This window comes from Arthrobacter sp. JSM 101049 (assembly GCF_041679245.1).
In the GTDB taxonomy this organism is placed as follows: Bacteria; Actinomycetota; Actinomycetes; order Actinomycetales; family Micrococcaceae; genus Arthrobacter_H.
Window position 1 is genome coordinate 689,708 of record NZ_JBGFFC010000002.1, and the last position, 20,072, is coordinate 709,779.

A 20,072-nucleotide genomic window follows, 5' to 3' on the forward strand; every position below is an offset into this window, starting at 1 on the left:
GCCCCGCCGACGGGCCGGAAAGGTGGGTCACCGTGGCCAAGCACGTCGAGGAAGTCAGCGAACCGGCGGAGTCCGACCTGGAAGTCGGGCCCGGCCCCAAGGACTGGGCGGCAGGCGTACCCGGCGTCGTGCATTCCATGGAGCCTGCGATGACGGCGATGGGTGTCGCGCGCACCGGCCGGACGATCATGAAGATGAACCAGAAGGACGGCTTCGACTGCCCCAGCTGTGCCTGGCCGGACCCCCACCACCGCAAGGCCTTCGAGTTCTGCGAGAACGGCGCCAAGGCGGTCACCTGGGAGGCCACCCCCCTCGTCATCGACTCGGGGTTCTGGGCCGAACACTCCGTCTCCGACCTGCGCGGACGCAGCGAATACTGGCTGGGCCAGCAGGGCCGGCTGACCGAGCCGGTCTACAAGCCCGAAGGCGAGGACCACTACCGGCCCGTGTCCTGGAACGAGGCCATCGGCATCCTGGCTGACAAGCTGAACTCGCTGGACTCCCCCGACCAGGCCGCGTTCTACACCAGCGGCCGCACCTCCAACGAGGCGGCGTTCGCCTACCAGCTGTTCGCGCGCGGCTACGGGACCAACAACCTGCCGGACTGCTCGAACATGTGCCACGAGTCCTCCGGCTGGGCCATGGGCGAGACCATCGGGGTGGGCAAGTCCACGGTGAACTTCGAGGACTACGCCCAGGCCGACCTGATCATCATCATGGGCCAGAACCCGGGCACCAACCACCCGCGGATGCTCACCGAACTGGAGAGCTGCAAGCGCAACGGCGGGCACATCGTGGCGATCAACCCGCTGCCCGAGGCCGGGCTGCGCCGCTACAAGAACCCGCAGAAGGTCCGCGGGATCATCGGGCACGGCACGGACATCGCCGACCAGTACCTGCAGATCCGGCTCAGCGGCGACATGGCCCTGATGCAGGCCGTGTCCAAGCGGGTCCTCGAGGCCGAGGACCGCAACCCCGGGACGGTGCTGGACCACGACTTCCTCGACCGCCACTGCCAAGGCCTGCCCGAGCTGCGCGAACACCTCAGCCACCTGCGCGAGGAGACCGTCCTGGAGGCGACGGGGCTGACCAGCGCCGAGATCGACGAGCTCACCGCCCGCTACCTGGCCGCCGACAAGGTCATCGTCACCTGGGCCATGGGCATCACGCAGCAGAAAAAGGGCGTGGCGGCCATCAAGGAGATCATCAACCTGTTGCTGCTGCGCGGGAACATGGGCAAGGCCGGCGCCGGGGCCTCCCCCATCCGCGGCCACTCCAACGTCCAGGGCGACCGCACCATGGGGATCTGGGAGCAGATGCCCGATTCGTTCCTCGACGCCCTGGAAGCGGAGTTCGGCTTCAACCCGCCACGCGCACACGGCTACGATGCCGTGCAGATGTTCGAGGCCATGCGCGAGGGCAAGATCAAGGTCTTCACCGCCCTCGGCGGCAACCTCGTCTCCGCCGTCTCCGACACCGGGGTCGCCCACGCGGGCATGGAGGGCACCGACCTGACCGTGCAGATCTCCACCAAGCTCAACCGGTCCCACACCGTCACCGGGGCGGCGGCGCTGATCCTGCCGACCATGGGCCGCACGGAAATCGACATCCAGGAGTCCGGCGAGCAGTTCGTCACCGTGGAGGACACGGCCTGTGCCGTCCACCCCTCCTGGGGCAACGTCGAGCCGGTCTCGCACCACCTGCTCTCCGAGACGGCGATCGTCTGCCGGATCGCCCGGGCCACCCTGGGCGACAAGGTCGACGTCGACTGGGCCGGATTCGAGAAGGACTACGACCTGATCCGCGACCACATCTCGCGCGTCGTGCCCGGCTGCGCGAACTACAACCAGCGGGTCCGCCGCGAAGGCGGGTTCATCCTGGCCCATGGTCCGCGCGACACCCGCACCTTCCCCACCCCCTCCGGCAAGGCCCTGCTCACGGTCAACGAGCTCGAATACCTCGAGCGTCCGGCCGGCACGCTGATCCTGCAGTCGCTGCGCTCGCACGACCAGTTCAACACCACCATCTACTCCTACAACGACCGCTACCGCGGCATCCACAAGGGCCGCGACGTGGTCTTCGTCAACGCCACCGACCTGGCCGAACTGGGCCTGAAGAACGGTGACTACGCCGATGTCCACGGAGTGCACGACGACGGCGTTCCCCGGGTCATGCGCCGGTGCCGGCTGGTCGAGTACCCGACCCCCCGCGGGTGCGTCGCCGCCTACTACCCCGAGGCGAACGTGCTGGTGCCGCTGTCCCTGGTCGCCGAGGGCAGCAACACCCCGGTGTCCAAGGCCGTCCTGGTCCGCTTGGAGAAGGTCGAGGCGCCCCAGCCAGCCGCCGCGCCGTGAACCGCCTGGAGCTCGGGCCATTGCTGGAGCTCGAGGAGGCCGGCTGGTCCGCGCTCTGCGCTTCCCGCGGCAGCGCCTTCTACGGGCAGCTGATGCTCCCGGAAGCGCTGATGGTCCTGGTCAACGGCATGGTCCTGGACCGCTCGGCGGTCATCGCAGGACTGGACGACGCGCCGCCCTGGGATTCCTTCGAGCTGGCCGAAGCGCGGACGGTGCCGGTCGGCACCGACAGCACCGCATTGGTCTACCGCGCCCGGGCCCGGCGCGACGGTGATGCCGGGCCCTTCGTGGCGCTGATGTCGAGCATCTACCGGCTGGTCGAGGGCGTCCCCCGCCTGGCGCTGTACCAGCAGACCACCCTCACGCATTGACCGACACCGCCCCGGGTCTCGTCTGCCTTCATCTGACGGGTGCCAACGTAGAGAATCGGTAACTTATGTCCGGACTGGGCTCCGTTCGTGTGCAGATCATGATCAAGTAGACGGGAGAAGCATCGAGTTCGGCGATCGGAGCCCTTCATATGAGGCACGCGGCTCGGAACCTGCGACGACGTGCCTGTGGCGCGAAGGGCTTGCGGTCACGCGCCTGGCTCTCGGCAGGGGCACATCACGAAGGAGCATGACATCAAGAAGGCATTGTGGTTCGCAGGTGGGTTGCTCTTCAGCGCCATCACCGTGCTCCTCATCGGTTTCCTGGCCATCCGCATCGAGGGGCTCCGCGGCGGCGCGGTCTTCGGTATCGACAATCAGCTCGTCAGCGTCACTGAACCCAGCCCCGGCTTCCTCCACATGCTGGCCACGGTAGCGGTTGCCAGCGCATCCATCGCAGTGCTGGCCGTGGCCATGCAGTATCGGCCTCAGGACACCCGCACCGCGTTTCGTGCGGGCTTCGTGGCAGCCGCACTGATCCAGGTCGCGGTCGGCGCCGCCTTACTCGCCCAAGGACCAGTGGTTCCGAATCTCAACGAGCCGCAGCCACGCTGGGTCGAGGGATGGGTAATGGCAGGCGGGACGAATCCGGCCGTCCACCTGATCTTGGTCGTCGCCATCTACCTTCTGCTCACGGGGCATCCAGTGCCGCAGAAGGCACGGGCGTCGAAAGGCGACGTCGGGGTTTACCCGGAATAGGATCGAGCCTTCACTCCAGCGGAGGTCACCGCCGCCGCCCGTGACGAAGCGCGTCGCGACCGGCGCACCCCCGTCGCTACTGCCCGTGAAACCTCCCCGGTCTGCCCCGAGGGGCGAGCGTGCGCCCCTACCGCCGCCAGCGCGCGCGGGTATCAGTGGCACTGGCCTTGCAGGTGTAGATCTTGCCGTTGGACTTCCCCACGCCCTTGGCCCCACGCGGGGAGCAGAACGCCCCCGGCGAAACCTTCTTCGTGATGGTCTTCACGGCCTTCTTCGGTGCCGGCTGCTTCGTGGTCGGCTTCTTCGCGACGGCCCCGGCCGCCTTGAGCGGGGTGACCTTCGCGGCCCGCTGCTTCGGGCAGGTCTTCAGGACCCTGGCCATCGCCGACTTCTCGGTCGGCGTCACCGAGAGCGCGTACTTGCGCTTCACGCTGATCTGGGTTGCCACGTACTGGCAGCGGAACCGTTTGTTCGACGGCAGCCATTCGGCGGCATTGCGGTCCCCCTTGGACCGGTTGGCCGACGCCGAGGAGGCCATCAGGTTCAGCGGGTCGTTCGCCAGCGCCTGGCGTTGGGACTGCGAGAGACGCTGTGCCCCGGAGATCCACGCGTTCTTCAGCGCGACGACGTGGTCGATGTCGACCGACCCGGCCTTGACCTTCCAGTTCACCGCCCGGCCGGTGTAGGCGTCGTCCAGTCGTCCCGAGGCGACCTGGCAGCGCTTGCGGTCCTTGTACTTCACCCGCGACATGTCGCGCTTGAGGGTGTCCTGGCGTTCGTCGCACTTGTTGCGGTTGAAGTCCTTGAACCCGTTGCCGAACTTGGCGTTGCGGTTGTACCCGGTGGCGGTGGCCTTGCCCTTGACCGGCAGCGCGTTCAGCACGCTGCGGGCCGGGGATCCGGCCAGCTTGGCGCCGGGTTTGACCTTGCCCGGGCGGGTTCCTGCCGGAAGCACGACGGCGGTGCGCTGCGACTCCAGCCCGGGCGTGGACGGCGCAGGCGCGGCTGCCGCCGTCGCCTCCGAGGCGGTGACGGCACCCGCGGGAGCCTGCTCCGCCGTCGTGCCGTCGACAAGCGTCGGGACGACGACTGCGGCGGCAAGAATGGCGGCCAGGATGGCGGCGAACAGGGCACGGACCACCCCCCGTTTCGTGTGCTTCATGCCGGCCTGCTAGATCTTGGAGGCGCGGTAGCCGGCCTGGCGGGCCGCCGCGGTGGTCTTGAAGCACTCCTCGGGCACGGTGGTCGTGTAGAACCGCTGGCCCTTGACGTGGTACTTCCATTCCTTGTTGCTGCCGGTGCGGTTGCCCTTCACCGGGTACCCGGATGGGCAGTCCTTGCCCTTGATGCGCGTGCTGGAGACCGGGGCCTTCTTGGCCTTCTTCTTCACGACCAGGGTCTGGGCCTTGCTGATCGTGCGCTGCTTGGCCTTGCCGACCTTGTACTTCACGGTGGTGGTGACCTTGTAGGTGCCGGCCTTCAACGAGATCGAGGTGGCGCTGCGGGTGAGGATCTTGCGGCCCTGGACGACCTTGAGGCGCTTGGACGTGGCCTTGGTGCCCTTCCTGACCGAGACCAGCGGCTTGATCTTCACCTTCGCCGACCCGTAGACCGTCTTGTTCGGGATCTTGCGGATCGTCACCGCCGGTGCGGCCTTCTTGGCCGCGACCGCCACGGCGGCCGTGGCGGGCTGCGCCTGCGTCACGGCGGCGATCTGGCCGCCGGAGAGCGCCAGCGAGGCAGCCAGTGCGAGCGCGGAGAATCCGCGCAGGATCTTCTTCATGTCTTTCCCCCCATAGGGCGGCAGGCCGCCCGATGGACCCCTGGTGGCCCACCTTCTAGGCGGAATTCTATACGACCTTCAAGCAAAAGGGCGCTGTGGCCGCCGGTGCGTCCGCGGCGGCCACCGGCAGTGCGCGCCCCTTGGTGGCGGGCCCGGCGCTCGCCTACGGTGGGGAACGGAAGGCAACCCACCCCAGCCCGACGGAGGACCCATGACGGAGCCGAATCCCTACCTGCAGAACCACCAGCCGCAGCAGGGGCACCAGCAGTACGGACAGCAACCGCACACAGGGGGCTACCCGGCGGGCCCGCCCGGTGCCTACGGACAGCCATACGCCCCGCCGCCGCGCGGCATGAGCATCACCTCGCTGGTGCTCGGACTGGCCTCCATCCTGACCGGATTTACGCTGCTCGTGCCGATCGTCGGCCTGGTCTTCGGCTTCCTGGGCCTGCAACGCGAACCGGCCGGACGCGGCATGTCCATCGCCGGTCTGATCCTGAACGGCGTCATGTTGCTGGGGTGGGCCCTGGTCCTGGTTTTCGCCGTCATCATCGCCGGCGGGCTCTACGCTGCCGTGCAGCAGAGCGGCGTCAGCGCGTGACCGAGCGGCCGCGCCGGTCGGCCCCGCTGCTGGTCCGGGGACTGATCGCCGCACTGCTCCTCGGGCCGGCGGCGATCCTGGCGGCCCTGGCCCTGTCGGCGACCAGCCTCACCGCTAGTTACTACGGCCTGCTCCAGGGCCCGGGTACCGGAACGCTGCTGCTCTTCGCCGCCGGCGGGGTGCTGGTGCTGGCCGGCTGGATCGCGGTCATCATCGGCGTGCACCGGCTGGCCAGCACTGTCGACGTGCTGGGGAGCATCGCGGCAGGACAGGCGCCACGCTGAGCCGAGCCCCGGCTCGTACCCGGCGGGCTGCGACGATGCGCGATAATGGGCGGAGCACCCGCTGGGGCACCACCGCCACGAAAGGCCGCAGAATGAGCACGCTGAAGGAACAACTCCGCACCGACATGACCGCGCACATGAAGTCGGGCAACAAGCTCGCCCTGATGACCCTGCGCAATGTCCTCGGCGAGATCAACACCCGCGAAAAGGGCGGCAAGACCCCCGTGGACCTGGACGACCAGCAGGTCACCGCCCTGTTGCAGAAGGAAGCGGCCCGACGGCGCGAGACCGCTCAGACCTACGCCGATGCCGGCCAGGACGAACGGGCCGGGCAGGAGACCGCCGAGGCGGAGTTCATCGAGTCGTACCTGCCCGCACCGCTGACCGAGGACGACGTCGTTTCGATCGTTGACCGGGCCATCGCCGAGCACACCGTGGACGGAACGAAGCCGGGCATGCGCCAGATGGGGCAGGTCATGAAGACCGTCAACGCCGAAGTAGCCGGGCGGTTCGATGGCAAGACCACGAGCATGCTGGTCAAGGAACGCCTGGCCTAACCGCCAGAGCATCGTTCAGCTGCAGGTGGCAAGGCCTTCAGCCGTCCCGCGTGAAGGAAGCCAAAGGGCAGGATTCTATTGCGGGCATAGGGTTGTGTGAGTCAGGTCCATCTCATACGCCGTCAGTCCGAGGACAGCCCCCGGGCCGATGCCCACCAGGTTTTCGAAGGGTTTCATGCGCACGCGCTACATATTCACTGCAGCTCTTGCTGCACTCGCACTGTCCGGTTGCTCGGTGGCCTCGGCCGAGGGTGGGGACGTGGAACATGCCAGTACTGCAGTAGCCGCAGCAGAAAACACAACCGCGCCGAGCTCAAGGACTCCGCTGGCCCAGACGAATGCCGCGACTACCAGCCCAATCCCCGCTGGACAAGAATGGGCCGACGAAAAGGTCAATGCGTGGGTCGAGAACTCGAGCGTCAAGTCCGTTAAGGGTTTCCTCTACCCCTTCAACCTCATCAATTCCTGGAACTCGCCCGAGTCCGGGCATATCCGACTCGTCATAGACAACTCGTACCAGTTCAATAAGGACGGAACGGCCCAACGCTACGAAACGGCCCGCGACGAGCTCAGAATCATGGGCCTCATCATGTTTGAAAGCATTGGGGACGACTCGCCCGAGCTTGAAACCGTGACCGTGACGACCGAGGACGGGACACGTACCGGTTCGTTTTCCCGTTCCCGAACGGGGGCAGACCCATCTGATCTGGATGCTTGGGCCGACGAAAAATACGTGCAATGGCTGGACGCCATGAACGATGCCTATGAGTCCTTTTGCGGAACCACAATCGAAAAGTTGGAAGACTACCGCAACTGCCTTCCCGCGGATCCTCACGCCTACGTTGAATCCGTCGAAGCCCCAGCAGAAGGTGAACTCCTTGTCACCCTCAGCCCCGGCCCCTGGCAGGGCAACACCTACGACACCGACTCGATGCGCGGCGTGGACTTTGTCGCCGGGAACATGATCATCAAAATCAACAAGAAGGCATTCACCACGGAGCAAGTTGAAACCCTGACCGTCGTCGTTGACGGTGAGGAAGAATCTGGCGTCGCGAAAAGGGAAGACTGGGGCTACTAGCCGGACGAGACATAGACCTGAAGAGTGGCGGCACGACGCCGGACAGGTCCGACTCAGGATCGCCGAGGACCCAAGTCTGTAGTGCGATCCTCGAAGTAGCCGGGCGGTTCGACGGCAAGACCACGAGCACGCTGGTCAAGGAACGCCTGGCCTAGGACACCGGTCCGGGGCCGGCCTATCGGTCCTCGCGCTCGGTTTTCCGAAGGCCGGCCCGTTTGTGCCGGATCCGGAGTTCGGCGGTGCGGCGGGCCTTCATCGGCAGCCCGAACCTGCGGTGGCTGTAGATGATCAACCCGATGGCAAACCCGGCCGAGCCCATGATCGAGATCGCGGTCCCCCATCCGCCGAGCAACCACCAGTCCTCGGGCCAGCGCCACCAGCCCGGGACCGGTGGACGCAGGCCCCACACCAGCCCGCAGGTGAACAGCAAGGCCGCGCCAATCGAACTCATCACGATCCGGGCCCTCGTCTTCACGCCCTCGGCGGCCAGGCGGTAGGCCCGCGCCTTAACCGGATGCATGAGATTCTCGGCCCAGCGGTACCGCGTCGAGAGCACGGCCAAGCCGGCCACGATGCACAGCAAACCAGGCCCGGGCAGCACCAGAGCCAGCACACCGATGACAAGCAGCAGCCAACCCGCGATGTTGATCGCCAGGGGCTTGAGCCAGACGTGCACGAACGTGGAAACCATTTGGCCGCAGCATACCGGAGACCTGCGGCCCTCCGCGCGACACTACGTGAGGTCACCACTCCGGGGCGGCCGGCGGCGGGACGGTAATCTGGGGGAAGGTCGACAGCACGAGGGAAGGGCCAGCACATGGCAGAGACGAACACTGCTGAAGGCACGCCTCCCCCCGGCGTCGTGCGGGGCGACGACGGCCTGCTGCGCCCGGTCTGGGCCGCCGAAGGCCTGATGCGCGAGTACTACGACACCGAATGGGGCCTGCCGGTCCGGGACGAGCAGGGCCTGTTCGAACGGCTCAGCCTCGAGGCATTCCAATCCGGCCTGTCCTGGGCGACCATCCTGCGCAAACGAGAGAACTTCCGGGCCGCTTTCGCCGGGTTCGACCCGGAGACGGTCGCCGCCTTCGGCGAGGACGACGTCGAGCGCCTGCTGGGCGATGCGGGGATCATCCGCAACCGGGCGAAGATCCGCGCGACCATCAACAACGCCGCCGCCACCCTCGAGCTGCGCGCCGAGGGCGGCCTGCCGGACTTCATCTGGTCCTTCCAACCGGAGGTGACGCCGACACCGTCGACCATGGCCGAGGTCCCCACCACCTCCCCTGAGTCCATCGCCCTGTCCAAGGCGCTGCGCAAGAAGGGGTTCAGCTTCGTCGGGCCCACGACCATGTTCGCGCTCATGGAAGCCGTCGGCATCGTCGACACCCACCTCGTGGACAGCCACCGGCGCGGCAGCTCCGGGGTCTGGACGTGAGCGGCCCCGATCCCCACCCCGAGTTGCCGGTCGACGCCGACACCGACGCGCTCGAGATCCCACCGCGCACCACACGCCGCCGGCTGCCCGGCCAGACCCTGCATCCCCGGCCATCGGACCGCCCGCTGCACCTGAGCGCGCCCCACGTGGGCCTGGTGCTGCTCGGCGGGTTCTTCGGCACCGCTTCCCGCGAGGGGCTCACCCTCGCCGTCCCGGGCATCAACGGGCTGCCGACCACGATCCTGGCGGTCAACATCGTCGGGGCCTTCCTGCTCGGGCTGCTGCTGGAGTCGCTGCTGCGCGCCGGGGACGACGCCGGTGCCCGGCGGACGTTGCGCCTGATGTTGGGCACGGGGTTCCTGGGCGGGTTCACGACCTACAGCACGTTTGCCGTGGACGCGATGATGCTCGGGGGCGGTGCGGGCTGGGGCTCGGGCGCCGGTCCGGGTGCAGGGGTCCTGCTGGTGCTGGCCACCGTGCTGGTCGGCGCGGCGGCCTCCTGGGCCGGCATCGCCCTGGCCAGCCTGCTGCACCGACGGGAGGCACGGCGGTGAGCCCGCTGCTGTTCATCTGCCTGTCGGTGGCCGGCGGCCTCGGCGCCGCACTGCGCTTCGTCGTCGACGGGGTCGTCAAGGCCCACACCCGCGCGGCGTTCCCGGTCGGCACCTGGATCATCAACGTCTCCGGGTCCCTGCTGCTCGGCCTGCTGGCCGGAACCACCCTCGCCTTCATCACGTCAAACGCGATCTACCTGGTGGCCGGAACCGGCTTCCTCGGCGGCTACACGACGTTCAGCACCGCCAGCTTCGAATCGGTGCGCCTGCTGCAGGAACGCCGGTACCTGGCCTCGCTGGCCAACGGGCTGGGCATGGCCGTGCTGTGCGTGGGGGCTGCCGGGCTGGGCTACTGGGGTGGCTACTGGATCGGCAACCTGGCCTGATCCCGCCAACCGGCGTCGCGGTAGGCTCTGGGGAACTGCGGAACCGGCCGTACCACCACCCTGAGGGAGGGCATCATGCCAACGACTTTCTCCACCGGAGACCACGTCTCCTGGAATTCGGAGGCCGGACGCGTCTCCGGTGTCATCGTCGCCAAGCACACGCAGGACGTCGAATACAAGGGGCACATGCGCCGCTGCAGCCCGGACGACCCGCAGTACGAGATCCGCAGCGACAAGACCGACCACGTCGCCATGCACAAGGGCTCGGCGTTGACCAAGCTGAAGAAGTAGCGCCCGCTGAAGAGCTAGCGCCCGGCCCGGCCAACGCCGTCGTGCATTGCCGTCGCCGTCAGCTGGTGGCGGCGATGGCGTCCTTCAGCGCGGCGAGGATCAGGGCCACGGAGTCCCGGTTCGCGTTCGGGCCCATCAGGCCGATCCGCCAGACCGTCGCCGCGTACTGGCCGACGCCGCCGCCGATCTCGATGTTGTAGCGCTCCAGCAGGTACTTGCGCACCGCCGCCGAGTCGACGCCCTCGGGCACCTTGACGGTGGTCAGCTGTGGTAACCGGTGTCCCTCGGCGGCGAAGAGCTCCAGGCCCATCTCCTGCAGGCCCTCCTGCAGCGCGGCGCCGGCGGCCTGGTGGCGTGCGGTCACGGCGTCGAGCCCCTCGGCCAGGATGCGGTCGATGCCTGCCTCCAGCGAGGCGACCATGCCGACCGGGGCGGTGTGGTGGTAGGTCCGCTGGCCGCCGGCCGCACCGGTGGTGTACCCGCCGAGCAGCCCCAGGTCCAGGTACCAGGACTGCGGCTTCTGCACCCGGCGCTCGAACGCCCGGTCGGAGATGGTGAACGGGGCCAGGCCCGGGGCGACGCCGATGCACTTCTGCGTGCCGGCGTAGCCGACGTCGATCCCCCATTCGTCGGCCAGCACCGGCATGCCGCCGATCGAGGTGACCGCGTCGGCGATCAGCAGGGCGTCGCCCTTGATGGCGCCCAGGGCCGCCATGTCGGAGACGACGCCGGTGCTCGTCTCCGCGTGGACCGCCGCGATGACCGTCGGGTTCGGATGGGCGGCGGCGACACGCTCGGCGTCGACCGGGGTCCCGTAGTCGTGGTCCACGCGCACGACCTCGGCACCGACACGGGAGGCGACCTCGCACATGCGCTCCCCGAAGAGGCCGTTGACCGCGACCACGGCCACGTCGCCGGGGGTGATCGTGTTGACGAAGGAGGCCTCCATGCCGGCGGAACCGGTGGCGCTCAGCGGCAGGGTCCGCGCGTTCTCCGTCCCCCACAGGGTGCGCAGGCCATCGCAGGTGCGGTCCATGCGGGCGATGAACTCCGGATCCAGGTGGCCCAGCAGCGGCAGGCCCAGGGCGGCGGTGGCCTCGGGGTACGGGTTGCACGGCCCGGGGCCGAAGAGGTGGCGGGTGGGGACGATCTGTTGCATGGTGGCTCCCTGGTATCGGTGGCAGGCTCGGTGGCCTTCGACGCGCGGATGCGGCCGCACGTGATGGCGTTCACCCCCACCATAGGCACGAAATGTCGCACAGTGGAATCCATGTTTCACGGGTCAGCCTCGACTGGCGGAACGGCAGGGGCGATCCCTTGCCGACCCGGCCCACCCGTGCTGTGATCAAGCCATGAACAAGCCAGCAGCCCCGAACGGGCCAGCCACGGGACCCAGGTCGTATTTCCCCTCCATCGAGGCCGCCTACGGCCACCCCATCGACCATTGGATAACGGCGCTGGATGACGTCCGGGGGCAGAAGCACTTGGAACAGGTGGCCTGGCTCAAGCAGGAACACGGTTTCGGACACGGCCACGCCAACGCCCTGGTCCACGTCTACCGGCAGGAGCACGAGAGCTAGGCCGAAACCGCGATTCCTTTACCGCCGTTTCGGCCCGGGTTACGCTCGCCCCATGCCGGTAATGATCAGGACCATCCAGACAGCCGTTCCACCCACCATCCTGTACCAGGACCAGGCGCGTGATGTCTTCGCCGCCCAACCGGGCCTGACCCGGCTGGGGCAGCGGTTGATCGCAACGTCCTTCAACTCGTCGGCCATCGCCACGCGGCGCACCGCCATGCCGGAGATGTCCCTGGATGCGACGGTGGAGGACCCGGTGTTCTTCGACGCCGAAACCCGCCAGCTGTTCAGCCCAAGCACCAAGGTCCGCAACGAGGTCTTCGCCCGCGAGGCGGGCCCCATGTTCATCGAGTCGGCCCGAAAGGCCCTGGAGGCCACCCCGGATCTCACGGCTGCGGATGTCACCCATGTCATCACGGTGTCCTGCACCGGCTTCTACAACCCCGGGCCGGACTACCAGATCGTCCGGGCCCTGGGCCTGAATCCGTCGACCAAACGCTCGCACTTCGGGTTCATGGGCTGCTACGCCGCGTTCCCGGCAGTGCGCGCGGCCAAGAGCTTCTGCGAGGCTGAACCCGACGCCGTCGTCCTGGTGGTCTGCGCCGAGCTCTGCTCGCTGCATGTGCGCAGCTCCAACGACCCCGACACCATCATGGGCTCGGCCCTCTTCGCCGACGGGGCGGCGGCCGCCCTGGTCACCGCCCGTCCCGCCGGACCGGAGGCACAACCCGGGCTGCAGCTGGACTTCTTCGAGACCGTGCTGACCCCCGTGGGCGAGGACGCCATGGCCTGGAACATCGGCGACGAGGGTTTCGAGATGGTGCTGGGCAGCTACGTGCCGCACATCATCGACGACCACATCGTCGGTGCCCTCGACCCGCTGCTGGCCAACGACCCCAAGTTCGAGGGCACCTACGCGGAGATCGAGCACTGGGGCATCCATCCGGGCGGCCGGGCCATCCTGGACCGGGTCGAAAAACGCCTCGGGCTGCGCGAGGACCAGCTGGCCCCCGCCCGGCGCGTCCTCCACGACTACGGCAACATGTCCAGCGCCACGGTGCTGTTCGTGCTCAAGGACATCCTCGAGGGCGCCGGCAGCGAGCCGGACGCCGGCGGCCAGCGCGTGTGCTCGATGGCGTTCGGCCCGGGGTTGACGGTCGAGACGGCCCTGATGACCGTGGTGCCGGCCGGACCGGCAGCGGCGGCGGAGGACGACGCCCGGGAGGCGGCCGCCCCGGTGGCGGCAGGGCCCACCCGGTAGGCCCGGCCGTGCTGCGCGATGAAACGTCGCTCGAGGAGATGGACCGGCCCGACTGCGATCCGGGCCTGCTGCGCCGGACCTACGCGCAGTTCCCGCTGGTCAACGCCGCCGTCTCGGGTTGGGGCCGGCTGTACCGGGAGGTGATCCGCCCGGCGTTGCCCCGGGACCGCCCGTCCACCCTGCTCGACATCGGCTGCGGCGGAGGCGACATCAGCGTGGCCTTGGCGCGGCAGGCACGGCGCGACGGCTTCGACCTCCACGTCACGGGCATTGATCCCGACGAACGGGCCCACCGCTATGCGACGGAGGCACGAGCGCAGGGCCGGGACACCGCCGTCGTCTTCCGCCGTGCCACCAGCGGGGATCTCGTGGCAGCCGGGGAGAGGTTCGACGTCGTCGTCTCCAACCACGTGCTGCACCACCTGACGGCCGGCGAGCTGGCCGCGCTGCTGTCCGACACCGAGGCGTTGACCGGGCGCGTGGCCATCCACAGCGACATCGTGCGCTCGCGCGCCGCATTGCTGCTGTTCGGTGCCGCGACGCTGCCGCTGGCGCGCGGCTCGTTCATCCGCCGGGACGGGTTGACGTCGATCCGGCGCAGCTACCTGCCCGGTGAATTGCGGGGCCTCGTCCCCCCGCAGTGGCAGGTGCTCCGTCGCCGGCCCTACCGCAACCTGGTCGTCTTCCGGCCGGGGGCGCTGCCGTGATCGACGTCCTCATTGCCGGCGGCGGCCCCAGCGGGTTGGCGCTGGCGACGCTGCTGGCCCAATCGGGGATGACCGTGCGCGTGCTCGAACCCCGGCCCTCCCCCAGCACCCATTCGCGGGCCATCGGCCTGCACCCGCCGGCCCTCGAGGTCCTCGACGCCGTCGGCGTCGGGACCGCCGCCGTCGCCGCCGGGGTCCCGATCCGACGTGGCATCGGCCTGGCCGGCCTCGATACGGTCGCTTCCATGGACTTCGGCGTGTTGTCCGGTCCGCATCCATATGTCCTGTCGCTGCCCCAGTCACACACCGTTCGGCTGCTCCAGGAGCGGCTGTCCGCCGTCGATCCGGACGCGTTGCTGCGCGGTACCGCAGTGGACTCGTTCGCGCCCCTCGATGACGGCGTACGGGTCAGCCTCACCGAGAACACACGCGGCCCCGGCGGGCAGCTAGACGGGCCTCGGGCCAGCAAGACGCTGTCCGCCCGGTACCTCGTGGGCGCCGACGGCGTGGATTCGACGGTGCGCCGGCAGCTGGGGCTGCCCTTCATCGGCCGCCGCTATGGCGACCACTACGTCATGGGCGACTACCCCGACGGCACCGGATTCGGCTCGACGGCGGCACTGATCCTGCATCGCGAGGGCATCGTCGAATCCTTTCCCCTGCCCGGACGGCTGCGCCGCTGGGTGGCCTGGCGGCGGCCGGACGAGACCGCCGACCTGTCGGCCCTGGTCCTGGGGCGCACCGGCCATCATGCCGCCGCAGCGGATGCGACCATGAACAGCGACTTCCGTTGTTCACGGCGCAGCGTTCCACGCATGGCGGCCGACCGGGTCGTGCTGATCGGGGACGCGGCACATGAGGTCAGCCCGATCGGCGGACAGGGCATGGCCCTGGGCCTGCTGGATGCAGCGGCGTTGGCACCCCTGCTCGGCGAAGCGATCGCGGGCGCTTGGAGCGCCGGGGCCACGGCCGAACGGTTCTCGGCCTTCTCTGACCGACGCCTGCGGGCGGCGGCACGGGCAGGGCGCCAGGCGCATCTGAACATGATGCTGGGCCGCCCCTTGGCCCGCCGTCCCGATGGGCTGCGGCGCACTGTGCTGGCCGGGCTGGCGCGCCATTCCGTGGTGCACGACGCCGTGGCGCGCCGCTTCACGATGAGCCACGGCTTCTGAGGCGCCTACTCCTCCGCAGGATAGGTAATGGCCGTCCCCTCGACCTGGGCGAACGATGTCAGCGTGTGGGGTTTGGCCTGTTTTTCGCTGAAGATGTCCAGGACCTCGAAGCCTCGCACCAGCAGCGCGTCGCCGACCATCGAGCGGTGGCACCGCCACGGAACCGCCTCGGCACACATGATCGCCACCGTCTTCTCGCGGGCGCATGAGGTCAGCTCGTCCATTCCACCGGCGAAGGACTCGGTCTGCATGTAGTCGGCGTAGCCGCGGAAGGAGGTGTTGCGCCAGGCCATGTTCGGCGAATCCTTGGTGGTGTGCCGCAAGCCGCCCAACTCCTCGATGCGCCGGTATCCGATGCCGCGGTCGGAGAGGCTGCCGGGCAGCTGGTCGATGCCGAACTGCGGATTGTGCCGGGACTTGGGCACGGTGCGGATGTCGACGATCCGCTGGACGCCGTGGGCCTTGAGCAGCTCGGCGAACTCGTCGATGGGATGCGTGGAGTGCCCGACCGTGTAGACGGTGCCGGACCGGGGTGCAGAAGGCGTGGCGTCCATGGGCCCAGCATGCCAAGGAAACACCCCGGTGCGAAACCACTTCCGCCGCCACGCACGGTTTCAAACTCTTGACGGCCGTCACGATATGGATATTCTAGATGCATGAGCTGCCCCTATTCCCAAGACCCCTCAGGCACCCCCGGCACCGGGCCCGGCACCGGCCCCGGAACCGCGCACCACGTCGACCACCACGCCGCGGACCACGCGCCTGCGGACGAAGCCGGCATCCGCGACATCGAGGAGACCGTCCACACGGACTTCCGCAACGAGATGTCCTACGGCGGCTACCTCGACCTCGAGCGCGTCCTGCATGCCCAGCACCCGCACAGCAGCCCGGAACACCACGACGAGATGCTGTTCATCATCCAGCACCAGACCAGCGAGCTCTGGCTCAAGCTGGTCCTGCACGAACTCACCGAGGCCCGGCGCCTCATGGATGCCGACGACCTGGGCAAGGCGCTGAAGTGCCTGGCCCGCGTCAAGCACATCCAGAAGATCCTTACCGACCAGTGGTCCGTGCTGGCCACCCTGACCCCGCGTGAATACGCCCAGTTCCGCGGCTCGCTCGGCTCCGCCTCGGGCTTCCAGTCCTGGCAGTACCGCGGTGTGGAGTTCATCCTGGGCAATAAGCACCGCGGCATGCTCAAGGTCTTCGAAGCCCACCCCGAGGCCCACGCCATGCTCGGCCGGCTGCTCGAGGAACCCACTGTCTACGATGCCTTCCTGGCGGCACTGGCCCGCGCCGGCTACGCGATCCCCGACGAGGTCCTGCACCGCGACTTCTCGAAACCCTGGACGCTGCACGAATCCCTCATCCCCGTCTTCCGGGACATCTACGAATCCGAGGACACCCGCTGGATGTTCTACCAGGCCTGTGAGGACCTGGTGGACCTCGAGGACAACTTCCAGGCCTGGCGCTTCCGCCACCTGCGCACCGTCCAGCGCACCATCGGCTTCAAGCGCGGCACCGGCGGGTCCTCGGGGGTCGACTTCCTCAAGCGCGCGCTGGACCTGACCTTCTTCCCCGAGCTCTACGCCGTGCGCACCGAAATCGGCAACTAGCCCGAAAGGCCCCCTGCATGAACACCGTCTCTGACACCCTGACCAGCTCCGACCTCGACGCCGCCGACCCGCTGGCCGGTTACCGCGACCGCTTCCTGGTCCCCGAGCACGACCCGGCCCATCCGCTGACCGCCTACCTGGACGGCAACTCCCTGGGCCGCCCGCTGGCCGCCACCGCCGACCGGCTGGCGACCTTCGTGCGCACCGAGTGGGGCGCCGGACTGATCCGCAGCTGGGACGAGCAGTGGATGGACGAGCCCACCGTCCTCGGCGACCGGCTGGGCGAGGTCGTCCTCGGCGCCGGGCCCGGACAGGTGCTCGTCGGCGATTCGACGTCGGTCCTGCTTTACAAGGCCCTGCGCGCGGCCCTGGACCACCAGCAGGCCGTCGACCCGGGCCGCAACGAAATCGTCATCGACGCCGGCAACTTCCCCACCGACCGCTTCATCGTCGAGGGCATCGCCGCCGAGCGCGGGGCCCGGTTGCGCTGGATCACCCCCGATCCGGCAGCCGGGGTGACCAGCGCGGACCTGGAGCAGGTCTTGTCGGGGAGCACCGCCGTCGTTCTCTTGAGCCATGTCGCCTACCGTTCGGGCTACCTCGCCGACGCCGCGGCGATCACCGCGCAGGTCAAGGACTCTGGGGCCCTGATGGTCTGGGACCTGTGCCACTCGGTGGGATCCGTGCCGCTGCACCTCGACGACTGGGGCGTCGACCTGGCCGTGGGCTGCACCTACAAGTACCTCAACGGCGGTCCCGGCTCCCCCGCGCTGGCCTATGTCCGCTCGGGCCTGCAATCGAGCCTGCGCCAGCCGATCTGGGGATGGATGGGAGCCGCGGACCCCTTCGGCATGACCGACGCCTACGAACCGGCCGGCAGCATCCGCCGGTTCATCACCGGAACGCCGCCGATCCTGGCCATGCAACCGCTCAAGGATATGGTCGAGCTGATCGCCGAGGCCGGCATGGACGCGGTGCGCGCCAAGTCGATCGCGCTGACCGAGCACGCCATCCGCTTGTGCGAGGAACGCCTGGTCCCGCTCGGCGCCCGGCTGGCCAGCCCGCGCGATCCGGCGTGGCGCGGTTCGCACATCACCGTGGACCACGACCACTTCGCCGAGGTCACCACCCGGCTTTGGGGCGAGGGCGTCATCCCCGACTTCCGGCCGCCGAACGGGCTGCGCATCGGGCTGTCCCCGCTGAGCACCAGCTTCGCCGAGCTCGAGACCGGCATCGACGCGATCGCCGCCGCCCTGGCCGAGATGGAATGAGTGCCGTCCTCGATGACATGGACTCCCGCCCCGGGAGCACCGCGTCGTTGCTGCGCACCATCATCGGGCTCTACCTGCGCGAGGCCGGGGGCTGGATGTCCTCGGCCCGGCTGGTGGACCTGATGGAGGCGGTCGGGACCCCGGCCGCCCTGACGCGCACCTCGCTGACCCGGCTGCGCAAGAAGGGCGTGCTCGACGCCGAGACCCGCGACGGCGTCGCCGGCTATGCCGTCGGCGCCCGCGCCCGGCACATGCTCGAACGCGGGGACCGGCGCATCCACCAGCCACGGGCCATGGGCCCGGAGGACCCCTGGTGCCTGGTCTCGTTCACCGTCCCGGAGTCCGAGCGCGGCCTGCGGCACCAGCTGCGCCGGCGGCTGCACTGGATCGGCTGCGGGACCGTCGGTCCGGGACTGTGGATCTGCCCCGACTACCTGCGCGCAGAGGCCGGGGAGATCCTCGAGGACCTGGGCCTGCGCGGCGCCGCCGTCCTCTTCACCACCGGCACCCCGCAGGTGCAGGGTCCCTTGCGGGAGGCCGTCGCCGGCTGGTGGGACCTGGACGACCTGGCCACGTTGCACCGTGGCTTCCTGGAATCCCAACGTGGGGTCCCCGACCAGCCACCGGCTGATGCGGCTGCGGCCTTCGCCAGCTATGTCCGGTGCATCGACAGCTGGCGCATCATCCCCTACGTCGACCCCGGCCTGCCGGCCGGCTGCCTGCCCGAGGGGTGGCCCGGGGCCGCCAGCAGCGTCCGCTTCCTGGAACTGCGCGATGCCTACCGCCCGGCGGCGTTGGCCTTCGTCCACGCCGTGACGGGCGAGCAGGCCAACCCCGCGCTGGCCGGGAACCACGACTGACGCGACGCAGGATTCCGGCTGCTGCCGGCACGGTGCCGGTGCGGTGCCGGTGCGGTGCCGGTGGGGTCTGTGTGCGGACGGCAGCCGGTGGGAGGTCCTGCACGGTCCTGTCGACGGAGGGGGTCCGTTAACGGAAGCAGCGGCGGATCACCATTGGGGGGAAAGGCAATCCGCCGCTGACTCTAGGGCGGGAGCGGTGTCCCGCGGTTCAGGATCCGGGGCGTGGCCCGGAAACCGACCGGTTTACTTGGTCGGCACGTCGAGGGTCTGGCCCACGAAGATCATGTTGGGGTTCTGCACCTGGTCGGTGTTCAACGAGAACAGGCCCTTCCAGCTGTCCAGGCCCTGCGCCTTGGCGATCTTGGCCAGCGTGTCGCCGGACTTGACCGTGTAGTTCTCGCCCGAGTCGGTGGCCTTGACCGTGGCAACGTGCTTGCCGGTCGACTTGGCCGACTGCTGCGGGGCCGCCTTCTGGGCGGGGGCCTCGGAGCGGTGCTTCGGGGCTGCCTTGTAGGTCTTCTTCGGTGCCTCGTAGGACTTCTCGGAAGACTGCTGCGGGGCCTTCTCCTTGACCTCCTTGACGTTGTCGGCCGCTGCGGAGATCGAACCGCTCTTGCCGGACAGGCCCAGCTTGGCGGAGCAGGCCGGCCAGGCGCCCCAGCCCTGGGTGGCCAGGACCTTCTCGGCAACGCGGATCTGCTCCGACTTGCTGGCGTTCGAGGCGCTGCCCGATCCGCCGAAGGCGTTCCAGGTGCTCTGGCTGAACTGCAGGCCACCGTAGTAGCCGTTGCCGGTGTTGATCGACCAGTTGCCACCCGACTCACACTGGGCGATGGCATCCCAGGTGCTCGTGGAGGCGGCGGAGGCGGGAGCGGCCCCCACGCCTGCTGCTGCGCCGGCAATCGCCAGGGCTGCTACACCGCTGGACGCGCCGATGCGGGAAATCTTCGAAAACTTCTTGTTCTGCTGCTGGATCACAGTTCTCCAGGGGCCACCCGTACGCTCTGGCCGTCCCCGGCCTTCACTGCGTGATCGTCCGGCGTCGATGTCGACTCCAAAATTTGTGGGCAACCGGGTGGACGATCCGAAAGGTACCCGGGTGCACGCCGTCTTGCATCACCCCGAACAGCGGGGTGTTATCAAAACGTGACT

Annotated in this window: 24 protein-coding genes; 18 read left to right on the forward strand and 6 right to left on the reverse strand. The window is 68.7% G+C overall.

From position 1 onward, the window contains the following. The first annotated feature begins 32 nt into the window (after positions 1 to 32). The 3 genes from AB8M85_RS08440 to AB8M85_RS08450 all read left to right on the forward strand — a co-directional run bounded on the left by AB8M85_RS08440 (position 33) and on the right by AB8M85_RS08450 (position 3,481). Positions 33 to 2,354, forward strand: a complete 2,322-nt coding sequence (locus AB8M85_RS08440; protein WP_372698330.1) for an FdhF/YdeP family oxidoreductase — start codon at positions 33 to 35, stop codon at positions 2,352 to 2,354. Next, entirely contained in the window at positions 2,351 to 2,725 is a 375-nt protein-coding gene (locus tag AB8M85_RS08445) for a nuclear transport factor 2 family protein (RefSeq protein WP_372698331.1), read from the forward strand. The genes AB8M85_RS08440 and AB8M85_RS08445 overlap by 4 nt, the downstream gene beginning before the upstream one ends. Before the next feature lie 282 nt (positions 2,726 to 3,007). Next, on the forward strand, positions 3,008 to 3,481 hold the full coding sequence (locus tag AB8M85_RS08450) for a hypothetical protein (protein WP_372698332.1): 474 nt from the start codon (positions 3,008 to 3,010) through the stop codon (positions 3,479 to 3,481). Between the two features lie 127 nt (positions 3,482 to 3,608). Here the strand turns inward: AB8M85_RS08450 and AB8M85_RS08455 are convergent, their stop codons facing one another. Both AB8M85_RS08455 and AB8M85_RS08460 read right to left on the reverse strand, forming a co-directional pair. Next, entirely contained in the window at positions 3,609 to 4,643 is a 1,035-nt protein-coding gene (locus AB8M85_RS08455; protein WP_372698333.1) for an HNH endonuclease family protein, read from the reverse strand. A 9-nt stretch (positions 4,644 to 4,652) separates the two neighbouring features. Continuing rightward, positions 4,653 to 5,264: a hypothetical protein gene (locus AB8M85_RS08460; RefSeq protein ID WP_372698334.1), complete on the reverse strand. Its 612-nt coding sequence runs from the start codon at positions 5,262 to 5,264 to the stop codon at positions 4,653 to 4,655. Between the two features lie 211 nt (positions 5,265 to 5,475). On the opposite strand from AB8M85_RS08460, the gene AB8M85_RS08465 reads away from it, so the two are divergent. From AB8M85_RS08465 to AB8M85_RS08480, 4 genes are all read left to right on the forward strand, one after another. Continuing rightward, complete coding sequence (locus AB8M85_RS08465) at positions 5,476 to 5,865, forward strand: DUF4190 domain-containing protein (protein WP_372698335.1); 390 nt, start codon at positions 5,476 to 5,478, stop codon at positions 5,863 to 5,865. Then, positions 5,862 to 6,149, forward strand: a complete 288-nt coding sequence (locus tag AB8M85_RS08470; protein ID WP_372698336.1) for a hypothetical protein — start codon at positions 5,862 to 5,864, stop codon at positions 6,147 to 6,149. Before AB8M85_RS08465 ends, AB8M85_RS08470 begins: the two co-directional genes overlap by 4 nt. Before the next feature lie 92 nt (positions 6,150 to 6,241). Then, a complete protein-coding gene (locus AB8M85_RS08475; protein ID WP_372698337.1) occupies positions 6,242 to 6,706 on the forward strand; it encodes a GatB/YqeY domain-containing protein in 465 nt (154 codons plus the stop codon). A gap of 175 nt (positions 6,707 to 6,881) precedes the next feature. Further along, complete coding sequence (locus tag AB8M85_RS08480) at positions 6,882 to 7,784, forward strand: hypothetical protein (protein WP_372698338.1); 903 nt, start codon at positions 6,882 to 6,884, stop codon at positions 7,782 to 7,784. Positions 7,785 to 7,959: 175 nt separating this feature from the next. Here the strand turns inward: AB8M85_RS08480 and AB8M85_RS08485 are convergent, their stop codons facing one another. Next, entirely contained in the window at positions 7,960 to 8,475 is a 516-nt protein-coding gene (locus tag AB8M85_RS08485; RefSeq protein WP_372698339.1) for a PGPGW domain-containing protein, read from the reverse strand. A gap of 126 nt (positions 8,476 to 8,601) precedes the next feature. Between AB8M85_RS08485 and AB8M85_RS08490 the strand changes: the two genes are divergently transcribed. The 4 genes from AB8M85_RS08490 (at position 8,602) to AB8M85_RS08505 (ending at position 10,453) form a co-directional block, all read left to right on the forward strand. After that, positions 8,602 to 9,222 (forward strand): DNA-3-methyladenine glycosylase I, encoded by a 621-nt coding sequence (locus tag AB8M85_RS08490; protein ID WP_372698340.1) that lies wholly within the window; start codon positions 8,602 to 8,604, stop codon positions 9,220 to 9,222. Continuing rightward, on the forward strand, positions 9,219 to 9,776 hold the full coding sequence (locus AB8M85_RS08495; RefSeq protein WP_372698341.1) for a CrcB family protein: 558 nt from the start codon (positions 9,219 to 9,221) through the stop codon (positions 9,774 to 9,776). The genes AB8M85_RS08490 and AB8M85_RS08495 overlap by 4 nt, the downstream gene beginning before the upstream one ends. Next, positions 9,773 to 10,162, forward strand: coding sequence for a CrcB family protein (locus AB8M85_RS08500; protein WP_372698342.1), 390 nt, complete (start codon positions 9,773 to 9,775; stop codon positions 10,160 to 10,162). The genes AB8M85_RS08495 and AB8M85_RS08500 overlap by 4 nt, the downstream gene beginning before the upstream one ends. A 75-nt stretch (positions 10,163 to 10,237) precedes the next feature. After that, complete coding sequence (locus tag AB8M85_RS08505; protein ID WP_372698343.1) at positions 10,238 to 10,453, forward strand: DUF2945 domain-containing protein; 216 nt, start codon at positions 10,238 to 10,240, stop codon at positions 10,451 to 10,453. Positions 10,454 to 10,511: 58 nt separating this feature from the next. Here the strand turns inward: AB8M85_RS08505 and AB8M85_RS08510 are convergent, their stop codons facing one another. Further along, a complete protein-coding gene (locus AB8M85_RS08510) occupies positions 10,512 to 11,612 on the reverse strand; it encodes an alanine--glyoxylate aminotransferase family protein (protein WP_372698344.1) in 1,101 nt (366 codons plus the stop codon). A gap of 193 nt (positions 11,613 to 11,805) precedes the next feature. Here AB8M85_RS08510 and AB8M85_RS08515 point away from each other — a divergent pair, with 193 nt between their 5' ends. From AB8M85_RS08515 to AB8M85_RS08530, 4 genes are read left to right on the forward strand one after another with little or no spacing between them, the layout of a single operon-like run. Then, positions 11,806 to 12,033, forward strand: a complete 228-nt coding sequence (locus tag AB8M85_RS08515; RefSeq protein WP_372698345.1) for a DUF4287 domain-containing protein — start codon at positions 11,806 to 11,808, stop codon at positions 12,031 to 12,033. Between the two features lie 52 nt (positions 12,034 to 12,085). Then, complete coding sequence (locus AB8M85_RS08520) at positions 12,086 to 13,294, forward strand: type III polyketide synthase (protein ID WP_372698346.1); 1,209 nt, start codon at positions 12,086 to 12,088, stop codon at positions 13,292 to 13,294. 8 nt (positions 13,295 to 13,302) lie between these two features. After that, positions 13,303 to 14,001 carry a class I SAM-dependent methyltransferase gene (locus tag AB8M85_RS08525; protein ID WP_372698347.1) on the forward strand — a complete coding sequence of 233 codons (699 nt, stop codon included), beginning with the start codon at positions 13,303 to 13,305 and terminating at the stop codon, positions 13,999 to 14,001. Further along, positions 13,998 to 15,173 carry an FAD-dependent oxidoreductase gene (locus tag AB8M85_RS08530; protein WP_372698348.1) on the forward strand — a complete coding sequence of 392 codons (1,176 nt, stop codon included), beginning with the start codon at positions 13,998 to 14,000 and terminating at the stop codon, positions 15,171 to 15,173. The genes AB8M85_RS08525 and AB8M85_RS08530 overlap by 4 nt, the downstream gene beginning before the upstream one ends. Before the next feature lie 5 nt (positions 15,174 to 15,178). Here the strand turns inward: AB8M85_RS08530 and AB8M85_RS08535 are convergent, their stop codons facing one another. Then, positions 15,179 to 15,727, reverse strand: a complete 549-nt coding sequence (locus AB8M85_RS08535) for a DUF488 family protein (protein WP_372698349.1) — start codon at positions 15,725 to 15,727, stop codon at positions 15,179 to 15,181. Positions 15,728 to 15,829: 102 nt separating this feature from the next. Between AB8M85_RS08535 and kynA the strand changes: the two genes are divergently transcribed. Genes kynA through AB8M85_RS08550 form a run of 3 tightly spaced genes read left to right on the forward strand, consistent with a single transcriptional unit; the run spans position 15,830 to position 18,920 of the window. Further along, positions 15,830 to 16,789, forward strand: a complete 960-nt coding sequence (gene kynA / locus AB8M85_RS08540) for a tryptophan 2,3-dioxygenase (protein ID WP_372698350.1) — start codon at positions 15,830 to 15,832, stop codon at positions 16,787 to 16,789. Positions 16,790 to 16,806: 17 nt separating this feature from the next. Then, positions 16,807 to 18,060: a kynureninase gene (locus AB8M85_RS08545; protein WP_372698351.1), complete on the forward strand. Its 1,254-nt coding sequence runs from the start codon at positions 16,807 to 16,809 to the stop codon at positions 18,058 to 18,060. After that, a complete protein-coding gene (locus tag AB8M85_RS08550) occupies positions 18,057 to 18,920 on the forward strand; it encodes a PaaX family transcriptional regulator C-terminal domain-containing protein (protein WP_372698352.1) in 864 nt (287 codons plus the stop codon). Before AB8M85_RS08545 ends, AB8M85_RS08550 begins: the two co-directional genes overlap by 4 nt. Before the next feature lie 243 nt (positions 18,921 to 19,163). On the opposite strand, the gene AB8M85_RS08555 is transcribed toward AB8M85_RS08550, so the two are convergent. Next, complete coding sequence (locus AB8M85_RS08555) at positions 19,164 to 19,898, reverse strand: transglycosylase family protein (RefSeq protein WP_372698353.1); 735 nt, start codon at positions 19,896 to 19,898, stop codon at positions 19,164 to 19,166. Between the last annotated feature and the right edge of the window lie 174 nt (positions 19,899 to 20,072).

Bases quoted from the DNA above. Each gene is read 5' to 3' on its own strand.
- AB8M85_RS08455 (WP_372698333.1), bottom strand. From the start codon at position 4,643: ATGAAGCACACGAAACGGGGGGTGGTCCGTGCCCTGTTCGCCGCCATC.
- AB8M85_RS08460 (WP_372698334.1), bottom strand. From the start codon at position 5,264: ATGAAGAAGATCCTGCGCGGATTCTCCGCGCTCGCACTGGCTGCCTCG.
- AB8M85_RS08465 (WP_372698335.1), top strand. From the start codon at position 5,476: ATGACGGAGCCGAATCCCTACCTGCAGAACCACCAGCCGCAGCAGGGG.
- AB8M85_RS08475 (WP_372698337.1), top strand. From the start codon at position 6,242: ATGAGCACGCTGAAGGAACAACTCCGCACCGACATGACCGCGCACATG.
- AB8M85_RS08480 (WP_372698338.1), top strand. From the start codon at position 6,882: ATGCGCACGCGCTACATATTCACTGCAGCTCTTGCTGCACTCGCACTG.
- AB8M85_RS08485 (WP_372698339.1), bottom strand. From the start codon at position 8,475: ATGGTTTCCACGTTCGTGCACGTCTGGCTCAAGCCCCTGGCGATCAAC.
- AB8M85_RS08490 (WP_372698340.1), top strand. From the start codon at position 8,602: ATGGCAGAGACGAACACTGCTGAAGGCACGCCTCCCCCCGGCGTCGTG.
- AB8M85_RS08505 (WP_372698343.1), top strand. From the start codon at position 10,238: ATGCCAACGACTTTCTCCACCGGAGACCACGTCTCCTGGAATTCGGAG.
- AB8M85_RS08510 (WP_372698344.1), bottom strand. From the start codon at position 11,612: ATGCAACAGATCGTCCCCACCCGCCACCTCTTCGGCCCCGGGCCGTGC.
- AB8M85_RS08515 (WP_372698345.1), top strand. From the start codon at position 11,806: ATGAACAAGCCAGCAGCCCCGAACGGGCCAGCCACGGGACCCAGGTCG.
- AB8M85_RS08520 (WP_372698346.1), top strand. From the start codon at position 12,086: ATGCCGGTAATGATCAGGACCATCCAGACAGCCGTTCCACCCACCATC.
- AB8M85_RS08535 (WP_372698349.1), bottom strand. From the start codon at position 15,727: ATGGACGCCACGCCTTCTGCACCCCGGTCCGGCACCGTCTACACGGTC.
- kynA (WP_372698350.1), top strand. From the start codon at position 15,830: ATGAGCTGCCCCTATTCCCAAGACCCCTCAGGCACCCCCGGCACCGGG.
- AB8M85_RS08545 (WP_372698351.1), top strand. From the start codon at position 16,807: ATGAACACCGTCTCTGACACCCTGACCAGCTCCGACCTCGACGCCGCC.
- AB8M85_RS08550 (WP_372698352.1), top strand. From the start codon at position 18,057: ATGAGTGCCGTCCTCGATGACATGGACTCCCGCCCCGGGAGCACCGCG.